General features: G+C 71.4%; 17 protein-coding genes. 1 reads left to right on the top strand and 16 read right to left on the bottom strand.

Going from position 1 to position 15914, the window contains the following annotated elements:
• Position 1: 1 nt before the first annotated feature.
• Positions 2-994 carry an aspartate carbamoyltransferase catalytic subunit gene (locus ACZ4XJ_RS22265; protein WP_362883372.1) on the bottom strand — a complete coding sequence of 331 codons (993 nt, stop codon included), beginning with the start codon at positions 992-994 and terminating at the stop codon, positions 2-4.
• Between the two features lie 110 nt (positions 995-1104).
• Positions 1105-1692, bottom strand: a complete 588-nt coding sequence (gene pyrR / locus ACZ4XJ_RS22260) for a bifunctional pyr operon transcriptional regulator/uracil phosphoribosyltransferase PyrR (protein ID WP_468497107.1) — start codon at positions 1690-1692, stop codon at positions 1105-1107.
• Positions 1693-1941: 249 nt separating this feature from the next.
• Between pyrR and bldD the strand changes: the two genes are divergently transcribed.
• The gene (gene bldD / locus ACZ4XJ_RS22255; protein ID WP_030026184.1) at positions 1942-2442 is read left to right on the top strand and encodes a transcriptional regulator BldD; all 501 of its coding nucleotides are present in this window, start codon (positions 1942-1944) and stop codon (positions 2440-2442) included.
• A 183-nt stretch (positions 2443-2625) separates the two neighbouring features.
• On the opposite strand, the gene nusB is transcribed toward bldD, so the two are convergent.
• From nusB to ACZ4XJ_RS22185, 14 genes are all read right to left on the bottom strand, one after another.
• On the bottom strand, positions 2626-3060 hold the full coding sequence (gene nusB / locus ACZ4XJ_RS22250) for a transcription antitermination factor NusB (RefSeq protein WP_362883375.1): 435 nt from the start codon (positions 3058-3060) through the stop codon (positions 2626-2628).
• 2 nt (positions 3061-3062) lie between these two features.
• Positions 3063-3629, bottom strand: coding sequence for an elongation factor P (gene efp, locus ACZ4XJ_RS22245; protein WP_362883377.1), 567 nt, complete (start codon positions 3627-3629; stop codon positions 3063-3065).
• A gap of 61 nt (positions 3630-3690) precedes the next feature.
• Positions 3691-4797 (bottom strand): aminopeptidase P family protein, encoded by a 1107-nt coding sequence (locus tag ACZ4XJ_RS22240; protein WP_384002240.1) that lies wholly within the window; start codon positions 4795-4797, stop codon positions 3691-3693.
• A gap of 118 nt (positions 4798-4915) precedes the next feature.
• On the bottom strand, positions 4916-5650 hold the full coding sequence (locus tag ACZ4XJ_RS22235; protein WP_384002237.1) for an AAA family ATPase: 735 nt from the start codon (positions 5648-5650) through the stop codon (positions 4916-4918).
• A gap of 46 nt (positions 5651-5696) precedes the next feature.
• Entirely contained in the window at positions 5697-6134 is a 438-nt protein-coding gene (gene aroQ / locus ACZ4XJ_RS22230) for a type II 3-dehydroquinate dehydratase (protein ID WP_362883383.1), read from the bottom strand.
• The gene (aroB, locus tag ACZ4XJ_RS22225; protein ID WP_362883385.1) at positions 6131-7222 is read right to left on the bottom strand and encodes a 3-dehydroquinate synthase; all 1092 of its coding nucleotides are present in this window, start codon (positions 7220-7222) and stop codon (positions 6131-6133) included. The genes aroQ and aroB overlap by 4 nt, the downstream gene beginning before the upstream one ends.
• Positions 7219-7737, bottom strand: a complete 519-nt coding sequence (locus ACZ4XJ_RS22220; protein WP_362883387.1) for a shikimate kinase — start codon at positions 7735-7737, stop codon at positions 7219-7221. Before ACZ4XJ_RS22220 ends, aroB begins: the two co-directional genes overlap by 4 nt.
• Entirely contained in the window at positions 7734-8918 is a 1185-nt protein-coding gene (aroC, locus tag ACZ4XJ_RS22215; protein ID WP_468497106.1) for a chorismate synthase, read from the bottom strand. Before aroC ends, ACZ4XJ_RS22220 begins: the two co-directional genes overlap by 4 nt.
• A 171-nt stretch (positions 8919-9089) precedes the next feature.
• Positions 9090-9911, bottom strand: a complete 822-nt coding sequence (locus tag ACZ4XJ_RS22210) for a shikimate dehydrogenase (RefSeq protein ID WP_468497105.1) — start codon at positions 9909-9911, stop codon at positions 9090-9092.
• Positions 9912-9918: 7 nt separating this feature from the next.
• Positions 9919-11706 (bottom strand): endolytic transglycosylase MltG, encoded by a 1788-nt coding sequence (gene mltG / locus ACZ4XJ_RS22205; RefSeq protein WP_468497104.1) that lies wholly within the window; start codon positions 11704-11706, stop codon positions 9919-9921.
• 128 nt (positions 11707-11834) lie between these two features.
• Positions 11835-12305: a Holliday junction resolvase RuvX gene (gene ruvX, locus ACZ4XJ_RS22200; RefSeq protein WP_362883395.1), complete on the bottom strand. Its 471-nt coding sequence runs from the start codon at positions 12303-12305 to the stop codon at positions 11835-11837.
• Positions 12306-12307: 2 nt separating this feature from the next.
• On the bottom strand, positions 12308-14977 hold the full coding sequence (gene alaS / locus ACZ4XJ_RS22195; protein ID WP_362883397.1) for an alanine--tRNA ligase: 2670 nt from the start codon (positions 14975-14977) through the stop codon (positions 12308-12310).
• The gene (locus tag ACZ4XJ_RS22190) at positions 14977-15321 is read right to left on the bottom strand and encodes a DUF6167 family protein (protein ID WP_362883399.1); all 345 of its coding nucleotides are present in this window, start codon (positions 15319-15321) and stop codon (positions 14977-14979) included. The genes alaS and ACZ4XJ_RS22190 overlap by 1 nt, the downstream gene beginning before the upstream one ends.
• 8 nt (positions 15322-15329) lie before the next feature.
• A complete protein-coding gene (locus ACZ4XJ_RS22185; protein ID WP_362883401.1) occupies positions 15330-15773 on the bottom strand; it encodes a DUF948 domain-containing protein in 444 nt (147 codons plus the stop codon).
• Positions 15774-15914 lie beyond the last annotated feature (141 nt).

Here is a 15914-nt window from a genome sequence, read left to right as displayed (position 1 = left end):
GTTACTTGCTCTCCTCGGTACGGGCAGCTGCGGGGGTGGTGGTGACGGCGGGCTCGGAGCCTCCGAGCAGCAGGTACAGGACGGCCATCCGGGTGGAGACGCCGTTGGCGACCTGCTCGACGGCCGTGCAGCGGTCGGAGTCGGCGACCTGGGCGGTGATCTCCATGCCGCGGTTCATCGGGCCGGGGTGCATGACGATGGCGTGTTCGGGCATCCGGGCCATCCGCTCGCCGTCGAGCCCGTACCGGCGGGAGTACTCGCGCTCGGTCGGGAAGAAGGCGGCGTTCATGCGTTCGCGCTGGACGCGCAGCATCATGACCGCGTCGGACTTGGGCAGTACCTCGTCGAGGTTGTACGAGACCTCGCAGGGCCAGCTCTCGACGCCGATCGGCACCAGCGTGGGCGGGGCCACCACGGTGACCTCGGCGCCCAGCGTGTGCAGCAGCAGGACGTTGGAGCGGGCGACCCGGCTGTGCAGGACGTCGCCCACGATGGTGATCCGGCGGCCGGAGAGGTCCTTGCCGAGCCCGGCGTCGCGGCCGACCAGGCGGCGGCGCATGGTGAAGGCGTCCAACAGGGCCTGGGTGGGGTGCTCGTGGGTGCCGTCGCCGGCGTTGACCACGGCGGAGTCGATCCAGCCGGAGGTCGCGAGCCGGTAGGGGGCGCCGGAGGCGTGGTGGCGGATGACCACGGCGTCCGCGCCCATGGCCTCCAGGGTCAGCGCCGTGTCCTTCAGGGATTCACCCTTGGAAACGGACGAACCCTTGGCGGAGAAGTTGATGACGTCCGCGGACAGCCGCTTGGCGGCGGCCTCGAAGGAGATCCGGGTGCGGGTCGAGTCCTCGAAGAACAGGTTGACGACCGTGAGGCCGCGCAGGGTGGGCAGCTTCTTGATCGGCCGGTCCGCGACGCGTGCCATCTCCTCGGCGGTGTCGAGGATCAGGACGGCGTCGTCGCGGGTGAGGTCGGCGGCCGAGATGAGGTGGCGCTTCATCTGGATGGCTCCGTAGGTCGGGAGGGCGGGCGGGCTGGCGGGCGCGCCGGGGTACGGGCAGGGCGAAGCGCGGTACGGACCCCGCCGGGCGGGATCCGGACCGGCGGGCGCTACTGCTGTCCGGCTGCCTGGGCGGTCCGCTGGCCGAGCAGTACGGCGTCTCGGCCGTCCTCCTCCTGGAGCTGGACCTTTACGGTCTCCCGCAGCGACGTGGGGAGGTTCTTGCCGACGTAGTCGGCGCGGATGGGCAGCTCGCGGTGGCCGCGGTCGACGAGGACCGCCAGCTGCACGGCGCGGGGGCGGCCGATCGCGCCGAGGGCGTCGAGGGCGGCGCGGATGGTGCGGCCGGAGAAGAGCACGTCGTCGACGAGGACCACCAGGCGACCGTCGATGTCGTCGCCGGGGATCTCCGTGCGGCCGATCGCCCGGGCGGGCTTCAGGCGCAGGTCGTCGCGGTACATGGTGATGTCGAGGGAGCCGACCGGGATCTTCGTACCGGTGATCTCTTCGAGCTTCTCGGCCAGCCGGCGGGCGAGGAAGACACCACGGGTCGGAATGCCGAGGAGGACCACGTCGTCGGCGCCCTTGGCGCGTTCGACGATCTCGTGGGCGATGCGCGTCAGGACCCGGGCGATGTCCTGGGTGTCCAGAACGGGGCGCATCGGGTCCGAGTCGGGCGGGGAAAGCTGGGTGTCCATGGAAAGGACCTCCTTCTCCGCCTCACGGGACGGACCTTAAAGGACGTCTGCTGTACGCCCTCCACCGTAGCAGGGGCCGGGTGCGGGGCCCGCACCGGGCCGGGCCGTACCCCTCGCGGGTGGGGCCCGCGCAGCATTCGGCTTGACGCATCCACGTAACGCTGCGTAACCTCACAGTGAGTTACCAGCCGCGCGGCGGAGCCGCACGTTGTCCAATGCCGTCACAGCGTCACAGCGTCCGGGAGCGTTATGTCCAGCGAATACGCCAAACAGCTCGGGGCCAAGCTCCGGGCCATCCGCACCCAGCAGGGCCTTTCCCTCCACGGTGTCGAGGAGAAGTCCCAGGGCCGGTGGAAGGCCGTGGTGGTCGGTTCCTACGAGCGCGGGGACCGCGCCGTGACCGTCCAGCGTCTTGCCGAGCTGGCCGACTTCTACGGGGTCCCGGTGCAGGAGCTGCTTCCGGGCACGACTCCCGGCGGAGCCGCCGAGCCGCCGCCGAAGCTGCGCCTCGACCTGGAGCGTCTGGCGGGCGTGCCCGCCGAGAAGGCCGGGCCGCTCCAGCGTTACGCCGCCACGATCCAGAGCCAGCGCGGTGACTACAACGGCAAGGTGCTGTCGATCCGCCAGGACGACCTGCGCACCCTGGCCGTCATCTACGACCAGTCCCCCTCGGTCCTGACCGAGCAGCTGATCAGCTGGGGCGTGCTGGACGCCGACGCGCGGCGCGCGGTGGCTCACGAGGACGTCTAGTCCCCCGGGGCCGTCCCGGCCCAGCAGAAACGTTTACCGGTGGGTGCCGGGTCCCGAAGGGGGGCCGGCACCCACCGGTTTTTTCACGTCCGCGTCCGGGCCGGTCGGCGGCCCGACCCACGACCGACGGAAGGGCCCGCAGCGCGTTCGCTGCGGGCCCTTCCGTGAGCGCGGTGCCGCGCGTCAGCTCTCGCTGCGGCGCAGGTTCGGCTTGAGGTCCTTGAAGCGACCCAGGAGCCCGTTCACGAACGACGGGGAGTCGTCCGTGGAGAACTCCTTGGCGAGCTGGACGGCCTCGTCGATGGCCACGGCGTCCGGGGTCTCGTCGACCCAGATCAGCTCGTAGGCGCCCAGCCGCAGGATGTTCCGGTCGACGACCGGCATGCGGTCGAGCTCCCAGTCCACGGCGTAGGTGATGATCAGATCGTCGATCCGGTTCACCTTGTCGGCGTAACCCTCGACGAGATCCATCGTGAAGGCGGCGACCGACGGCTGCCGGTCGTCCGACCGCGAGTGGCGGATCCAGTCCGCGAGGACCTCACGCACGGGAACACCGCGCTGGTCGGCCTCGAAGAGGATCTGGAAAGCGCGCTTGCGCGCGTTGCTCCGGGCAGCCACGGTTAGCTGTTCACCCGGCCGAGGTAGGAGCTCGTGCGGGTGTCGACCTTGATGGTCTCGCCGGTGGTGACGAAGAGCGGGACCTGGATCTCGTGGCCGGTCACCAGCTTGGCGGGCTTGGTGCCACCGGTGGAGCGGTCGCCCTGGACGCCCGGGTCGGTGTGCTCGATGACGAGCTCGACGGCGGCCGGCAGCTCGACGTACAGCACCTCGCCCTCGTGCTGGGCGACGGAGGCGGTGAAGCCCTCGATCAGGAAGTTGGCGGCGTCGCCGACGGCCTTCTTGTCGACCATCAGCTGGTCGAAGGTGCTCATGTCCATGAAGACGAAGTACTCGCCGTCCATGTACGAGAACTGCATGTCACGGCGGTCGATGGTGGCCGTCTCGACCTTCGTGCCGGCGTTGAAGGTCTTGTCGACGACCTTGCCGGAGAGCACGTGCTTGAGCTTGGTGCGCACGAAGGCCGGGCCCTTGCCGGGCTTGACGTGCTGGAACTCGACGACGGACCAGAGCTGGTCACCGTCGAGCTTGAGCACCATGCCGTTCTTGAGGTCGTTCGTGGAAGCCACGGTTGCGGAATCTCCTGCACTGGAAGACCAAGGGTGCGCACTCCCGGCCCGGCAACGCGGGCTAGAGCGCGAGCAGCTCCTTGGTCGTAATGGTGAGTAGCTCGGGACCGCCGTCCGCCTCGGGGCGCACGACGAGCGTGTCATCGATCCGGACACCTCCCCGGCCCGGGAGGTGAACCCCCGGTTCGACGGTGACCGGCACGCAAGCGTCCAGTTTACCCATTGCCGTAGGTGCAAGCTGCGGGTCCTCGTCGATTTCGAGACCGACCCCGTGTCCCATCCACCCGGCGAGGGCCTCGCCGTGCCCCGCCGAGTCCAGTACGGAGCGCGCCGCGCGGTCGACGTCACGGTACGCGGCGCCCGGCAGCAGGGCCTCCCGGCCGGCCCGCTGGGCGGCGAAGACGAGGTCGTAGAGCTCGATCTGCCAGTCGGCGGGGGTGGTGCCGATCACGAAGGTGCGGCCGATCTCGCAGCGGTAGCCGCGGTAGTTCGCGCCCAGGCAGACGGACAGGAAGTCGCCCTCCTCCACCCGCCGGTCGGACGGCCGGTGGCGGGAGCGCCCGGAGTGCGGGCCGGTGCCGACGGAGGTCGGGAAGGCGGGCCCGTCGGCGCCGTGGTCGACGAGGCGGCGTTCCAGCTCCAGGGCGAGGTGGCGTTCGGTACGGCCGACGAGGATCGACTCCAGCAGCTCCCCGAGGGCCTGGTCGGCGATCTCGGCGGCGATCCGCAGGCAGGCGATCTCGTCCTCGTCCTTGACGAGCCGCTGCTGTTCCACCGCCGAGCCGAGGTCGGCCAGCCGCAGCCGGGGCGCGACGGAGTGCAGGGCGCGGTGCCGGCCGACGGTCAGGTGGTGCTCCTCGACGGCGAGGGACTCCGCCCGTACGGACGCCGCCAGGTCGGCGGCGGCCACCGCCGGGTCCGCGCCGGGGCTCGGCAGGACGGAGAGCCGCAGTTGGTCGTCCAGGCGTCCCTCGTCGGCCTCGCCGGTGGGGGCGCCCGCGCAGAACATCACGTCCTCGGCCGGTCCGACCAGCAGGACGGCGTCCAGCGGGGACGCCCCGGCGAGGTAGCGGACGTTCGCCGGACGCGTGATCAGGGCGGCGGAGTTGCCCGCCGCTGCGCAGCGGTCGCGGAGCAGGCCCCTGCGGGCCGCGTACACGTCTGACATGTCTTCGAGCGTACGAGCGCCCGGCCCATCCGGCCCGGCGAGCGCGTCCGCACGGGGCCGGGCGGCGCCGCCGGCCGCGGCCTGCTCGCCGCCCGTTCCCGGGGCCGCAGCGGCCGGGCTACCAGGTCCCGGGGGTCGCGAGGGCCCGGGCGAGGGCCTCGTCGAGGGCGCGGGCCGTGCCCTCCACGTCGAGGTGGGAGTTGTCGATGATCGGCAGGCCGGATCCGTACCAGCCGGCCATCCGGCCGTGGATGCGGGCGACTTCCTCGTCGGAGAGCCTGCGGTTGCCCGAGCGGGCGGCGTTGCGGTCCAGGACGATCTCCAGGCCCGGCAGCAGCACCACGGGCAGCAGCCCGGGCCCCACGTGCCGCTTCCAGCCGCCGAGCCCGACCACCGGCCGGTCGGGGAAGACGGCGTCGTCGAGGATGCAGGAGATGCCGTTGGCCAGGAAGTTGCGGGCGGCGAACCCGCAGGTGCGGCGGGCCAGCCGGTACTGGGCCTCGGAGTGCTCGTTCCAGCCGGTCTGCGGGTCCGCGAAGCCCGAGCAGACCCATTCGCGGACGTCGTCCAGGCTGATGTGCGCGGTCGGCACCGGGCGGGTGCCCGCCCAGTGCCGGGCCACGGTGGTCTTCCCGGCGCCCGCCGGGCCGATGAGCAGCACCGCGAGGGTGGCTCCGCCCGTGCCGGGCGGGGGCGGCCCGGCCGGCAAGGGCACGGCCGGGGGCAGCGGGACGTGTCCCGTGGCGTCGGGCACCGGGGTCACCGGCCAACCCTGCGCCGGGGGTATCGGCGGCTGCGGGGGCGCCGCCGGGTGTTGTCCCGGCGGACCCCAGCCCCCCACTCCGTGCTGCATCCGCGCCACTCCGTCTCGTTCAGGCGACTGATGCGAGAACGTTATCTCAGGCCGTGACCTCTTCCGCCAGCGCACGGAGCGCCAGCCGGTAGGAGCCCAGGCCGAAGCCCGCCACGGTGCCCGTCGCCACGGCCGCGATGACCGAGGTGTGCCGGAACTCCTCGCGGGCGTACGGGTTGGAGATGTGCACCTCGATGAGCGGCGCGGTGCGCTGCGCCGCCGCGTCCCGCATGGCGTACGAGTAGTGCGTGAAGGCGCCCGGGTTGATCACGACCGGGGTCTTGTCGTCCGCCGCCTCGTGCAGCCAGCGGACCATCTCGCCCTCGTCGTTGGTCTCGCGGACCTCCACGTCGAAGCCGAGTTCCGCGCCCAGGGCGCGGCAGCTCTCGACGAGTCCGGCGTACGAGGTGGCCCCGTACACGTCGGGTTCGCGGGACCCGAGCCGGCCCAGGTTCGGGCCGTTCAGGACGAGCACCCGCCTCACGCGGCGACCTCGCCGAAGGCGGCGAACAGCACGGCCGGGTCGGGGCCTTCCAGGACGGTCGGCTTGCCCAGCCCGTCGAGGACGATGAAGCGCAGCAGGTCGCCGCGGGACTTCTTGTCGAGCTTCATCGTCTCCAGCAGCTTGGGCCACTGGTCGCCGCGGTAGGTCAGCGGCAGGCCGACGGAGGCCAGGACGGCCTTGTGCCGGTCGGCGGTCGCGTCGTCGAGGCGTCCGGCGAGCCGGCCGAGTTCGGCGGCGAAGACCATGCCGACGGAGACGGCGGCGCCGTGGCGCCACTTGTAGCGCTCGTTCTTCTCGATGGCGTGCGCGAGGGTGTGGCCGTAGTTGAGGATCTCGCGCAGTCCGGCTTCCTTGAGGTCGCTGGAGACCACGTCGGCCTTGACCCGGATCGAGCGGACGATCAGCTCGGCGGTGTGCGGTCCGGCGGGCGTACGGGCCGCCTGCGGGTCCTCCTCGATCAGGTCGAGGATCACCGGGTCGACGATGAAGCCGGCCTTGATGATCTCGGCGAGGCCGCTGACGTAGTCGTTGACCGGCAGCGAGTCCAGCGCCGCCAGGTCGCAGAGCACGCCGGCCGGCGGGTGGAACGCGCCGACGAGGTTCTTGCCCTCGGCGGTGTTGATGCCGGTCTTGCCGCCGACCGCCGCGTCGACCATCGCCAGCACGGTGGTCGGAACCGCGATCCAGCGCACCCCGCGCAGCCAGGAGGCCGCGACGAAGCCCGCGAGGTCGGTGGTGGCGCCGCCGCCCACGCCGACGATCACGTCGGTGCGGGTGAAGCCGGACTGGCCGAGGGCCTTCCAGCAGTACGCGGCGACCTCGATGGTCTTGGCCTCCTCGGCGTTCGGCACCTGGATGGCGACCGCCTCGTAGCCCTGCGCCGCCAGGTCGTCCCGCAGCGCCTCACCGGTCGAGGCCAGCGCCTCGGGGTGGATCACGGCGACCCGCTGCGCCCTCGTACCGATCAGGCTGCCCAGCTCACCGAGCAGCTGCCGGCCGACCAGCACGTCGTACGCGTCGTGCCCGGCGCTCGCGCCGACGTTGATCCGCGTCACCTGGTCTGTCATACGTCCTTCAACTCCAGAGCGTCGAGGACCGCCTGGGCGACCTCTTCGGGGGTGCGGTCGTCGGTGGCCACCACGACGCGCGCGACTTCGGTGTACAGGGGGCGCCGGGCCTCCATCAGCTCGCGCCACTGGCGGCGCGGGTTGACGGCGAGCAGCGGTCGGGCGGCGCCGAGGCCGACGCGGCGCACGGCCTCCTCGACGTCCATCGACAGGTAGACGACGGGCAGCCCGGCGAGCAGGCCGCGGGTGCCCTCGTCGAGGACGGCGCCGCCGCCGAGGGCGAGGACTCCGGTGTGTTCGGCGACGGCGGCCGCGACGGCCTGCCGCTCCAGCGCGCGGAAGTAGGGCTCGCCCTCGTCGACGAACAGGTCGGAGATCTCCCGGCCCTGGGCGGCGACGATGTCGGCGTCCGTGTCCCGGTAGGGGACGGCCAGCCGTTCGGCGAGCAGGCCCCCCACCGTGGACTTGCCGGACCCCATCGGGCCGACGAGGACGACCAGTGGTCCGCCCGTCACCGGATCTGCAGGTTTTCGAGGTAGGAGCGGACGTTGCGGCGGGTCTCGGGCACCGAGTCGCCGCCGAACTTCTCCACGACCGCGTCGGCGAGGACGAGGGCGACCATGGCCTCGGCGACGATGCCCGCCGCCGGGACGGCACAGACGTCGGAGCGCTGGTGGTGGGCCACCGTCGCCTCGCCGGTCGCCACGTCCACGGTGGCCAGCGCGCGCGGCACGGTCGCGATGGGCTTCATCGCGGCCCGTACGCGCAGCAGTTCACCGGTGGTCAGACCGCCCTCGGTGCCACCGGCGCGGCCGGAGGTCCGCTTGAGGCCCTCGGGGGTGGACACGATCTCGTCGTGGGCCTGCGAGCCGGGCACGCGGGCCAGGTCGAAGCCGTCGCCGACCTCGACTCCCTTGATGGCCTGGATGCCCATGAGGGCCGCCGCGAGACGCGCGTCGAGTCGGCGGTCCCAGTGGACGTGCGAGCCGAGTCCGACGGGCACGCCGTAGGCGAGGACCTCGACGACGCCGCCGAGGGTGTCGCCGTCCTTGTGGGCCTGGTCGATCTCGGCGACCATCGCCTTGCTCGCGTCGGCGTCGAGGCAGCGCACCGGGTCCGCGTCGAGCTTGTCGACGTCGGCGGGGGTCGGGTAGACGCCGTACGGGGCCTTGGCCGCGGCCAGTTCCACCACGTGGGAGACGATCTCGATGCCGGCGACCTCCTTGATGAAGGAGCGGGCGACGGCGCCGAGGGCGACGCGGGCGGCGGTCTCCCGGGCGCTGGCGCGCTCCAGGATCGGCCGGGCCTCGTCGAAGCCGTACTTCTGCATGCCCGCGAGGTCGGCGTGGCCGGGGCGCGGGCGGGTGAGCGGCGCGTTGCGGCCGGTCTCCTTGAGCAGCGACGGGTCGACCGGGTCGGCCGACATCACGGTCTCCCACTTGGGCCACTCGGTGTTGCCGATCATGACCGCGATCGGGGAGCCCTGGGACAGGCCGTGGCGCACGCCGCCGAGGAAGGTGATCTCGTCCTGCTCGAACTTCATCCGGGCACCGCGGCCATAGCCGAGCCGGCGCCGGGCCAGGTGATCGGCCACCAGCTCGGTGGTGACCGGGACGCCGGCGGGAAGACCCTCCAGCGTCGCGACCAGTGCCGGTCCGTGCGACTCTCCTGCGGTCAGCCAACGCAACCTGCTCAACGATGCTCCTCATGCTCGCGCCTGGCACAGCGATGGCGCGATCGGGTGCGCGGCCCTGACCCGCCGTACCCGATCCTCCCATGTCCGGAGGGATGTATCGGGCCCCGGTCCAACTGTCGGACGCCCCGCCCGTCAGGTGAACGCCGACCGGCGGGATCCGACGGGGACGGCCTAGCGCTCGGCGAGCGCCCGCTCGCCCGCGGCGCGCATGGCGGCCAGCGGTCCCGGGCGGCCGGTCATCGCGCCGACCTGGAGCACCGCCTGGTGGACCAGCAGGTCCAGGCCGCCGACGACCTTGCCGCCGCGCGCGGACCAGGCCGCCGCCAGGGCGGTCGGCCACGGGTCGTAGAGGACGTCGAAGAGGGTTCCGGCGCCTTCGGGGACGGCCGCCGCCAGGGAGTCCGTCGTACCGGCCGGGGTGGTCGCGATGACCAGCGGGGCGTGGAGCGCCTCGGCCGCGTCCGTCCAGTCCGCGGTACGGACGGGCACGCCGAGCCGGTCGCCCCACCGGTGCATCTCCTCGGCGCGGGCGCGCGAGCGGACGTACGCGGTGACCTCGCCGGTGCAGATCCGGGAGAGGGCGGCCAACGCCGAGGAGGCGGTGGCGCCCGCTCCGAGGACGGCCGCGGCGGGCACCTTCTCGACGCCCCGCTCGTGCAGGGCGGCGACGATGCCGGGGATGTCGGTGTTGTCGCCGAGGAGACGGCCGTCCTCGGTCAGGACGACCGTGTTGACCGCCTCCACCGAGGCCGCGGTGTCGCTGACGCCGTCGAGCAGGGCGATGATCGCCCGCTTGAGCGGCATGGTCAGCGACAGTCCGGCCCACTCCGGGCCGAGGCCGCCCACGAACGCCGGGAGGGCGGCCTCGTCGATCTCGAAGCGGTCGTACGACCAGTCGTCGAGGCCGAGCTCCCGGTAGGCGGCGCGGTGCAGCACCGGTGAGAGGGAGTGCTCGATGGGCGAACCCAGCACCGCGGCCCGTATCCGTGACATGTCGTGCCTATCCGCCGTTCTTCTGGTTCTGCCGCGCCAGGAACTCGTCCACCAGTTTCTGGTGCTCCTCGTAGGTCTTGGTGAAGGTCGTCGTCTTGCTGTCGACCGACACGAAGAACATCCAGCCGCCGTGGTCCGGGTTGAGCGTGGCGCTCAGCGCTTCCTCGCCGGGGTTCCCGATCGGGCCCGGGGGCAGGCCCTTGACGAAGTGCGTGTTGTAGGGATTGTCGAGCGCCCTGGCTTCCTTGATGTTGAAGTTCAGGTGGCTGGTGCGCTTGATGTAGTTGTAGGTCGAGTCGAACTCGATCTTCTGGTTGGTGACGTCGTTCGTCTTCTTCAAGCGGTTGTAGACGACCTCGGACATCTTCCGGAAGTCCTCGTGGTGCTTGCCCTCGGCGTTGACGAGACTGGCGACCGTGATCACCTGGAGCGGGTTCTCCAGGCCGAGGTCCTTGGCCTTGGCCTCGACGCCCAGTTCCGTGTACTTGTCCGAGGCGTTCTTGACCATCTGCCGGAGCATCGACTCCGGCGTGCTGTCCTTGCCGATGTCGTAGCGCGCCGGGTAGAGGAAGCCCTCCAGCGGGTCGATGAGCTTCGGGTTGTTGCCGGCCCAGGCCGGCAGGCCGAGGTTCTTGGCCTCGCGCTTGGCGATCTCCTCGGTGGTGCCGGTCTGCTTCCCGAGGCGTTTGTCGATCAGCTCGTAGACCTCGTAGGTCCGCTTGCCCTCCGGGACGGTGAGCACGTTCAGCTTGCTCGGGTCGAGCATGACGGCGACGGCGGCCGCGGCCGACATCTTCTTCTTCAGCGGGTAGACGCCCGGCTGGATCGCGTTGCCCTTGGACCCGGCCGCGGCCGTGAACGCGTCGACGCTCGCGACGATGCCGTTCTTCTTCAGGATGTTGCCGATCTGGGCGACGGTGGACCCCTGGGGGATCTCGACGTCGACCGTCTCGCCGCTGCCCTCGCCCGCGAAGTCGGCGGCCGTGGCGAACCGTTCCTTGATGTAGCTGTAGCCGTAGTAGCCGCCACCGCCGATCACGCCGACCATCACGACGGCCGCGACCAGGCAGGCCGCGCCGCTGCGCTTCTTCTCCTTGGTCTTCTTGCCGCCGCCGCCCTTGCGGTCGCCCCGACGGCCGCGCGACTCGTCGTCGCCCCCGCCGCCCCCGGCGAGCAGCTCTTCTTGGAGCTCCTCCTCCGGCTCGTCGACCGGCTCCGGCTCCAGGTGCCGTCTGCCGGGCGGCTGCGGAGGCGGGTAGGCGTCCTCGGTGGTGTACAGGTCGGGGGCCTCGCCGGGGTAGCCGCCGACGGCCTGCTGCGCGTACGGGTCGGCCACCGCGTAGGGGTCGGCCTGCACGGCCGCCGCCACGTACTGGCCCTGGCCGGTGTCCCAGCCCTGGGCGTCGTACACCGGCTGCTGGGACTGGACCTGCTGCTGCTGGGCCTGCTGCTGGGGCTGGGCCTGCTGCTGCGCACCGGGGTGCTGCGGGGCCCAGCCCTGCTGCTGCTCCGCGTACTGGGGGTACGGGGCGGCGGCGTACTGCTGCTGGTACTGCGGGTCCTGGTACTGGGGATCCGGGTACTGCTGCGGACCCCCCTGGTACTGCGGGACCTGCTGCTCCGGGTACGGGTACGGGGGTACCTGCTCCTGGTACTGCGGCTCCTGCTGCTGCGGTGCGCCGCCGTACGGCACCTGGCCCTGCTGGGTCTGGTGCGCGGTCCACCCCTGGTCCCCGTACAGGGGATCCTCGGGGTGCCACGGTTCGGAGCCGCCGCCCCGGCCATACTCAGTCATCGGTCCCCTAGAGCCGCGAGACGGAGGCCACGGCTTTTCGTGGGCCGCGACACCCGGTTCCGCCTCTTTAGTGGTGGCGACGGCTGTTCGAATGCCGTCTCATTTCGCGGAACGTTACCGTATCGCGATCAGACAACCACTTCGACGCACTCACCGGGCGGATTACCTGATACCCGTTCGGTCTCCAAGGCGTTCTGCAGGATCACCACGGCGGCCGCCTGGTCGATGACCGAACGGCCTTTCTTGGCGTTCCTGCCGGATGCCCGCAGCCCCTGGGCGGCGGTGACCGTGGTCATCCGCTCGTCCACCAGCCGGACCGTCACCGGTTTGATGCCCTTGGCCAGCTCGTTCGCGAAGGTGCGCACCTTGGCCGCGGCCGGTCCCTCCCGTCCGCTGAGCGAACGGGGCAGACCGACGACGACCTCCAGGGGCTCGTACTCCGCGACGAGCTGTCGCAGCCGCCGGTGGGCGGCCGGGACGTCCCGGCCGGGGACGGTTTCCACCGGGGTGGCCAGGACCCCGTCGGGGTCGCAGGAGGCGACCCCGATCCGGGCTTCCCCGACGTCTACGGCCAGTCGGCGGCCGCGGCGCAGCGTCATCGTCAGGCCGTCTCGACCACGAGGCGCTCGACGGCGCCGATGGCCTGCGGGATCGCGGCCGCGTTCTGGCCGCCGCCCTGGGCGACGTCGGGCTTGCCGCCGCCACCGCCGCCGAGGGTCTTGGCGGCCGTGCGGACCAGGTCGCCGGCCTTGAGGCCGCGCTCGCGGGCCGCCTCGTTGGTGGCGATCACGGTCAGCGGACGGCCGCCCGCCACGGTGAACAGGGCCACCACGACCGGGCGGTCGCCCTGGATGCGGCCGCGGACGTCGAGGACCAGCTTGCGCAGGTCGTCGGCGCCGGTGCCGTCCGGGACGGTGCCGACGACGAGGGCGACACCGCGGATGTCCTGGGCGCCCGCGGCGAGACCGGCGGCGGCCTGGAGGACCTTCTCCGCGCGGAACTTCTCGATCTCCTTCTCGGCGTCCTTCAGCTTGCCGAGCATGGAGGCGATCTTCTCCGGCAGCTCCTCGGGACGGCCCTTGACCAGTTCCTGGAGCTGGGCGACGACCGTGTGCTCCTTGGCGAGGAAGTTGTACGCGTCCACACCCACCAGGGCCTCGACGCGGCGCACGCCGGAGCCGATGGAGGACTCGCCGAGCAGCTTCACCAGGCCCAGCTGGGCGGTGTTGCCGACGTGCGTGCCGCCGCACAGCTCCTTGGAGAAGTCGCCGATGGTGACGACGCGCACGCGCTCGCCGTACTTCTCGCCGAACTCGGCGATGGCGCCCTGCTTCTTCGCCTCGTCGATGCTCATGATCTCGGCGGTGACGTCGAGCTCGCGGGAGAGCACGTCGTTGATCTTCTGCTCGACGTCGGTGAGGACCGTGCCGGGGACGGCGTTCGGCGAGCCGAAGTCGAAGCGGAAGCGGCCGGGCGAGTTCTCGGAACCGGCCTGGGCGGCCGTGGGGCCGAGGGCGTCGCGCAGCGCCTGGTGGGTCAGGTGGGTGGCCGAGTGGGCTCGGGCGATGGCCCGGCGGCGGTTGATGTCGATGGCGGCGTACGCGGAGGCGCCGACCGTCACCTCTCCGACCTGGACGGAGCCCTTGTGTACGGAGACACCGGGGACCGGCTGCTGGACGTCGCGGATCTCGATCACGGCGCCGGAGTCGAGCCGGATCCGGCCCTGGTCGGCGAGCTGGCCGCCGCCCTCGGCGTAGAACGGGGTCCGGTCGAGGACGACCTCGACCTCGTCGCCCTCGGTGGCGGCCGGCGAGGAGACGCCGTTTACCAGCAGGCCGACGATGGTGGACTCGCCCTGGGTGGTGGCGTAACCGGTGAACTCGGTGGCGCCGGAGCCGTCGGCGATCTCGCGGTAGGCGGACATGTCCGCGTGGCCGGTCTTCTTGGCCTTGGCGTCGGCCTTGGCGCGGTCGCGCTGCTCCTGCATCAGGCGGCGGAAGCCGGGCTCGTCCACGGAGAGGCCCTGTTCGGCGGCCATCTCCAGGGTGAGGTCGATCGGGAAGCCCCAGGTGTCGTGGAGCAGGAACGCCTTGTCGCCGGAGAGGATCGTGCCGCCCGCGGCCTTGGTCTCCGTCACGGCCGTGTCGAGGATGTTCGTGCCGCCCTTGACGGCCTTGAGGAACGCGGCCTCCTCGGCGAGCGCGACGGTCTCGATGCGCTTGCGGTCGGTGACCAGCTCCGGGTACTGCTCGCCCATGGTGTCGACGACGACGCCGATGAGGTCCTGGACGACCGGGCCGGTGGCGCCCATGAGGCGCATGTTGCGGATGGCGCGGCGCATGATGCGGCGCAGGACGTAGCCGCGGCCCTCGTTGCCGGGGGTGACGCCGTCGCCGATGAGCATGGCGGAGGTGCGGATGTGGTCGGCGACCACGCGGAGCGAGACGTCGGTCCCCTGGGCGGCCCCGTAGCGCACGCCGGTCAGCTCGGTGGCCTTGTCCATGACCACGCGCAGGGTGTCGGTCTCGTACATGTTCTGCACGCCCTGCAGGATCATGGCGAGACGTTCCAGCCCGAGGCCGGTGTCGATGTTCTTCGACGGCAGGTCGCCGAGGATCGGGAAGTCCTCCTTCCCGTCGCCGGCGCCGCGCTCGTACTGCATGAAGACCAGGTTCCAGATCTCCACGTAGCGCTCGTCGTTGACGGCCGGGCCGCCCTCGACGCCGAACTCGGGACCACGGTCGTAGTTGATCTCCGAGCACGGGCCGCAGGGGCCGGGGACGCCCATGGACCAGAAGTTGTCCTTCTTGCCCAGGCGCTGGATTCGCTCGGCGGGGACGCCGATGACGTCGCGCCAGATCTGCTCGGCCTCGTCGTCGTCGAGGTAGACGGTGATCCAGAGCTTCTCGGGCTCCAGGCCGTAACCGCCGTCCGCCACGGAGCTGGTGAGCAGCTCCCAGGCGTACTTGATGGCGCCTTCCTTGAAGTAGTCGCCGAACGAGAAGTTGCCGCACATCTGGAAGAACGTGCCGTGGCGGGTGGTCTTGCCGACCTCTTCGATGTCCGGGGTGCGCACGCACTTCTGCACGCTGGTGAGCGTGGACGCGGGCGGCTTGACCTCACCCAGGAAGTACGGCTTGAACGGCACCATGCCCGCGGGCACCAGCAGCAGAGTCGGGTCGTCCGCGATGAGCGACGCCGAAGGGACAACGGTGTGACCGCGCTCCTCGAAGAAGCTCAGCCAGCGGCGGCGGATTTCAGCCGACTCCATCAGTGGTCCTCATTCCGGTCGTACGAAAACTTCGGTCGGTGGTCGTTCTTGTCGTGCGCGATGGCCCGCAACCGTCGCGGCCCGGGGAGGGCGGTGACGTGGTCGGGGGCATCGGGGTCCTGGGTCAGCCCCAGTGCGTCGTTCAGCTCGTCCTCGCGCTGCGTCATTCCCGCCTTGACGTCGAGGGCGAAGTCCTTGAGGCGGTGCCCCGCCTCGACGGCCTTGTCGGCGGCCTGGGCGGCGAGGCTCTCCGGCGTCAGCTTCTTGAGCTGACGGTTGACCTTGGTGGTGGCCCACACGCCGGCGGCGGCGCCTGCGGTGAACCAGAAGGCTCGGCGGAACATCGGCGGTCTCAGCCCTTCTGCTTCCGGCGGCGGGCCGTCGGCACCGTACGGCCGACGATCACGCTGCGCCGGGACGTCTTCTGCGGGTCGCGGCCGGTCGCCGCCCCGTCGTTGCGGCCGAGGGCCCGGCGGACGCCGTAACCGAAGGCCGCGACCTTGACCAGCGGCCCGCCGAAGGTGGAGGCCACGGTGGAGGACAGCGCGGAGGCGTTGGAGGTGACCTCCTGGACGTCGCTGGCGATGGCGTCGACCCGGTCGATCTGGGTGCGCGCCGAGCGGACGGTGGTGGAGGCGTCCGCGAGAAGCGGAACCGCCTGCTCCGTCACGTCGGCCACCAGCTTCGTCGTCGCCTTCAGCACCTGGGCGAGCCTCACCAGAACGACGGCGAGGAAGGAGACCAGGATGGCCCAGAAGACGGCCACGAGGATCCCGGCCACCTCTCCACCGGTCACGTTGCACCGCTCCCTGAACTTGAAAACCTACGGAGAAAAGTCTCCTCCGACCCTATCGCGCCGGAGATCCGCCGCAGTACCGGAATTCCGGGGACCGCGCGATCGCCTTGTACGCAGCGCACCGGGAGCAGTACCCTCCGT

The sequence above is a fragment of the Streptomyces sp. NPDC029836 genome, from assembly GCF_055574495.1.
The sequence above is the reverse complement of the archived record's forward strand: the minus strand, read 5'-3'. Positions and strand labels throughout refer to the sequence as shown.

Excerpts from the sequence above, each read along its gene's own strand:
- bldD (WP_030026184.1), top strand. The coding sequence starts at position 1,942 with ATGTCCAGCGAATACGCCAAACAGCTCGGGGCCAAGCTCCGGGCCATC.
- ACZ4XJ_RS22240 (WP_384002240.1), bottom strand. The coding sequence starts at position 4,797 with ATGTCAGACGTGTACGCGGCCCGCAGGGGCCTGCTCCGCGACCGCTGC.
- ACZ4XJ_RS22190 (WP_362883399.1), bottom strand. The coding sequence starts at position 15,321 with ATGTTCCGCCGAGCCTTCTGGTTCACCGCAGGCGCCGCCGCCGGCGTG.
- ACZ4XJ_RS22235 (WP_384002237.1), bottom strand. The coding sequence starts at position 5,650 with ATGCAGCACGGAGTGGGGGGCTGGGGTCCGCCGGGACAACACCCGGCG.
- pyrR (WP_468497107.1), bottom strand. The coding sequence starts at position 1,692 with ATGGACACCCAGCTTTCCCCGCCCGACTCGGACCCGATGCGCCCCGTT.
- ruvX (WP_362883395.1), bottom strand. The coding sequence starts at position 12,305 with ATGACGCTGCGCCGCGGCCGCCGACTGGCCGTAGACGTCGGGGAAGCC.
- ACZ4XJ_RS22210 (WP_468497105.1), bottom strand. The coding sequence starts at position 9,911 with ATGTCACGGATACGGGCCGCGGTGCTGGGTTCGCCCATCGAGCACTCC.
- ACZ4XJ_RS22265 (WP_362883372.1), bottom strand. The coding sequence starts at position 994 with ATGAAGCGCCACCTCATCTCGGCCGCCGACCTCACCCGCGACGACGCC.
- mltG (WP_468497104.1), bottom strand. The coding sequence starts at position 11,706 with ATGACTGAGTATGGCCGGGGCGGCGGCTCCGAACCGTGGCACCCCGAG.
- aroB (WP_362883385.1), bottom strand. The coding sequence starts at position 7,222 with ATGACAGACCAGGTGACGCGGATCAACGTCGGCGCGAGCGCCGGGCAC.
- alaS (WP_362883397.1), bottom strand. The coding sequence starts at position 14,977 with ATGGAGTCGGCTGAAATCCGCCGCCGCTGGCTGAGCTTCTTCGAGGAG.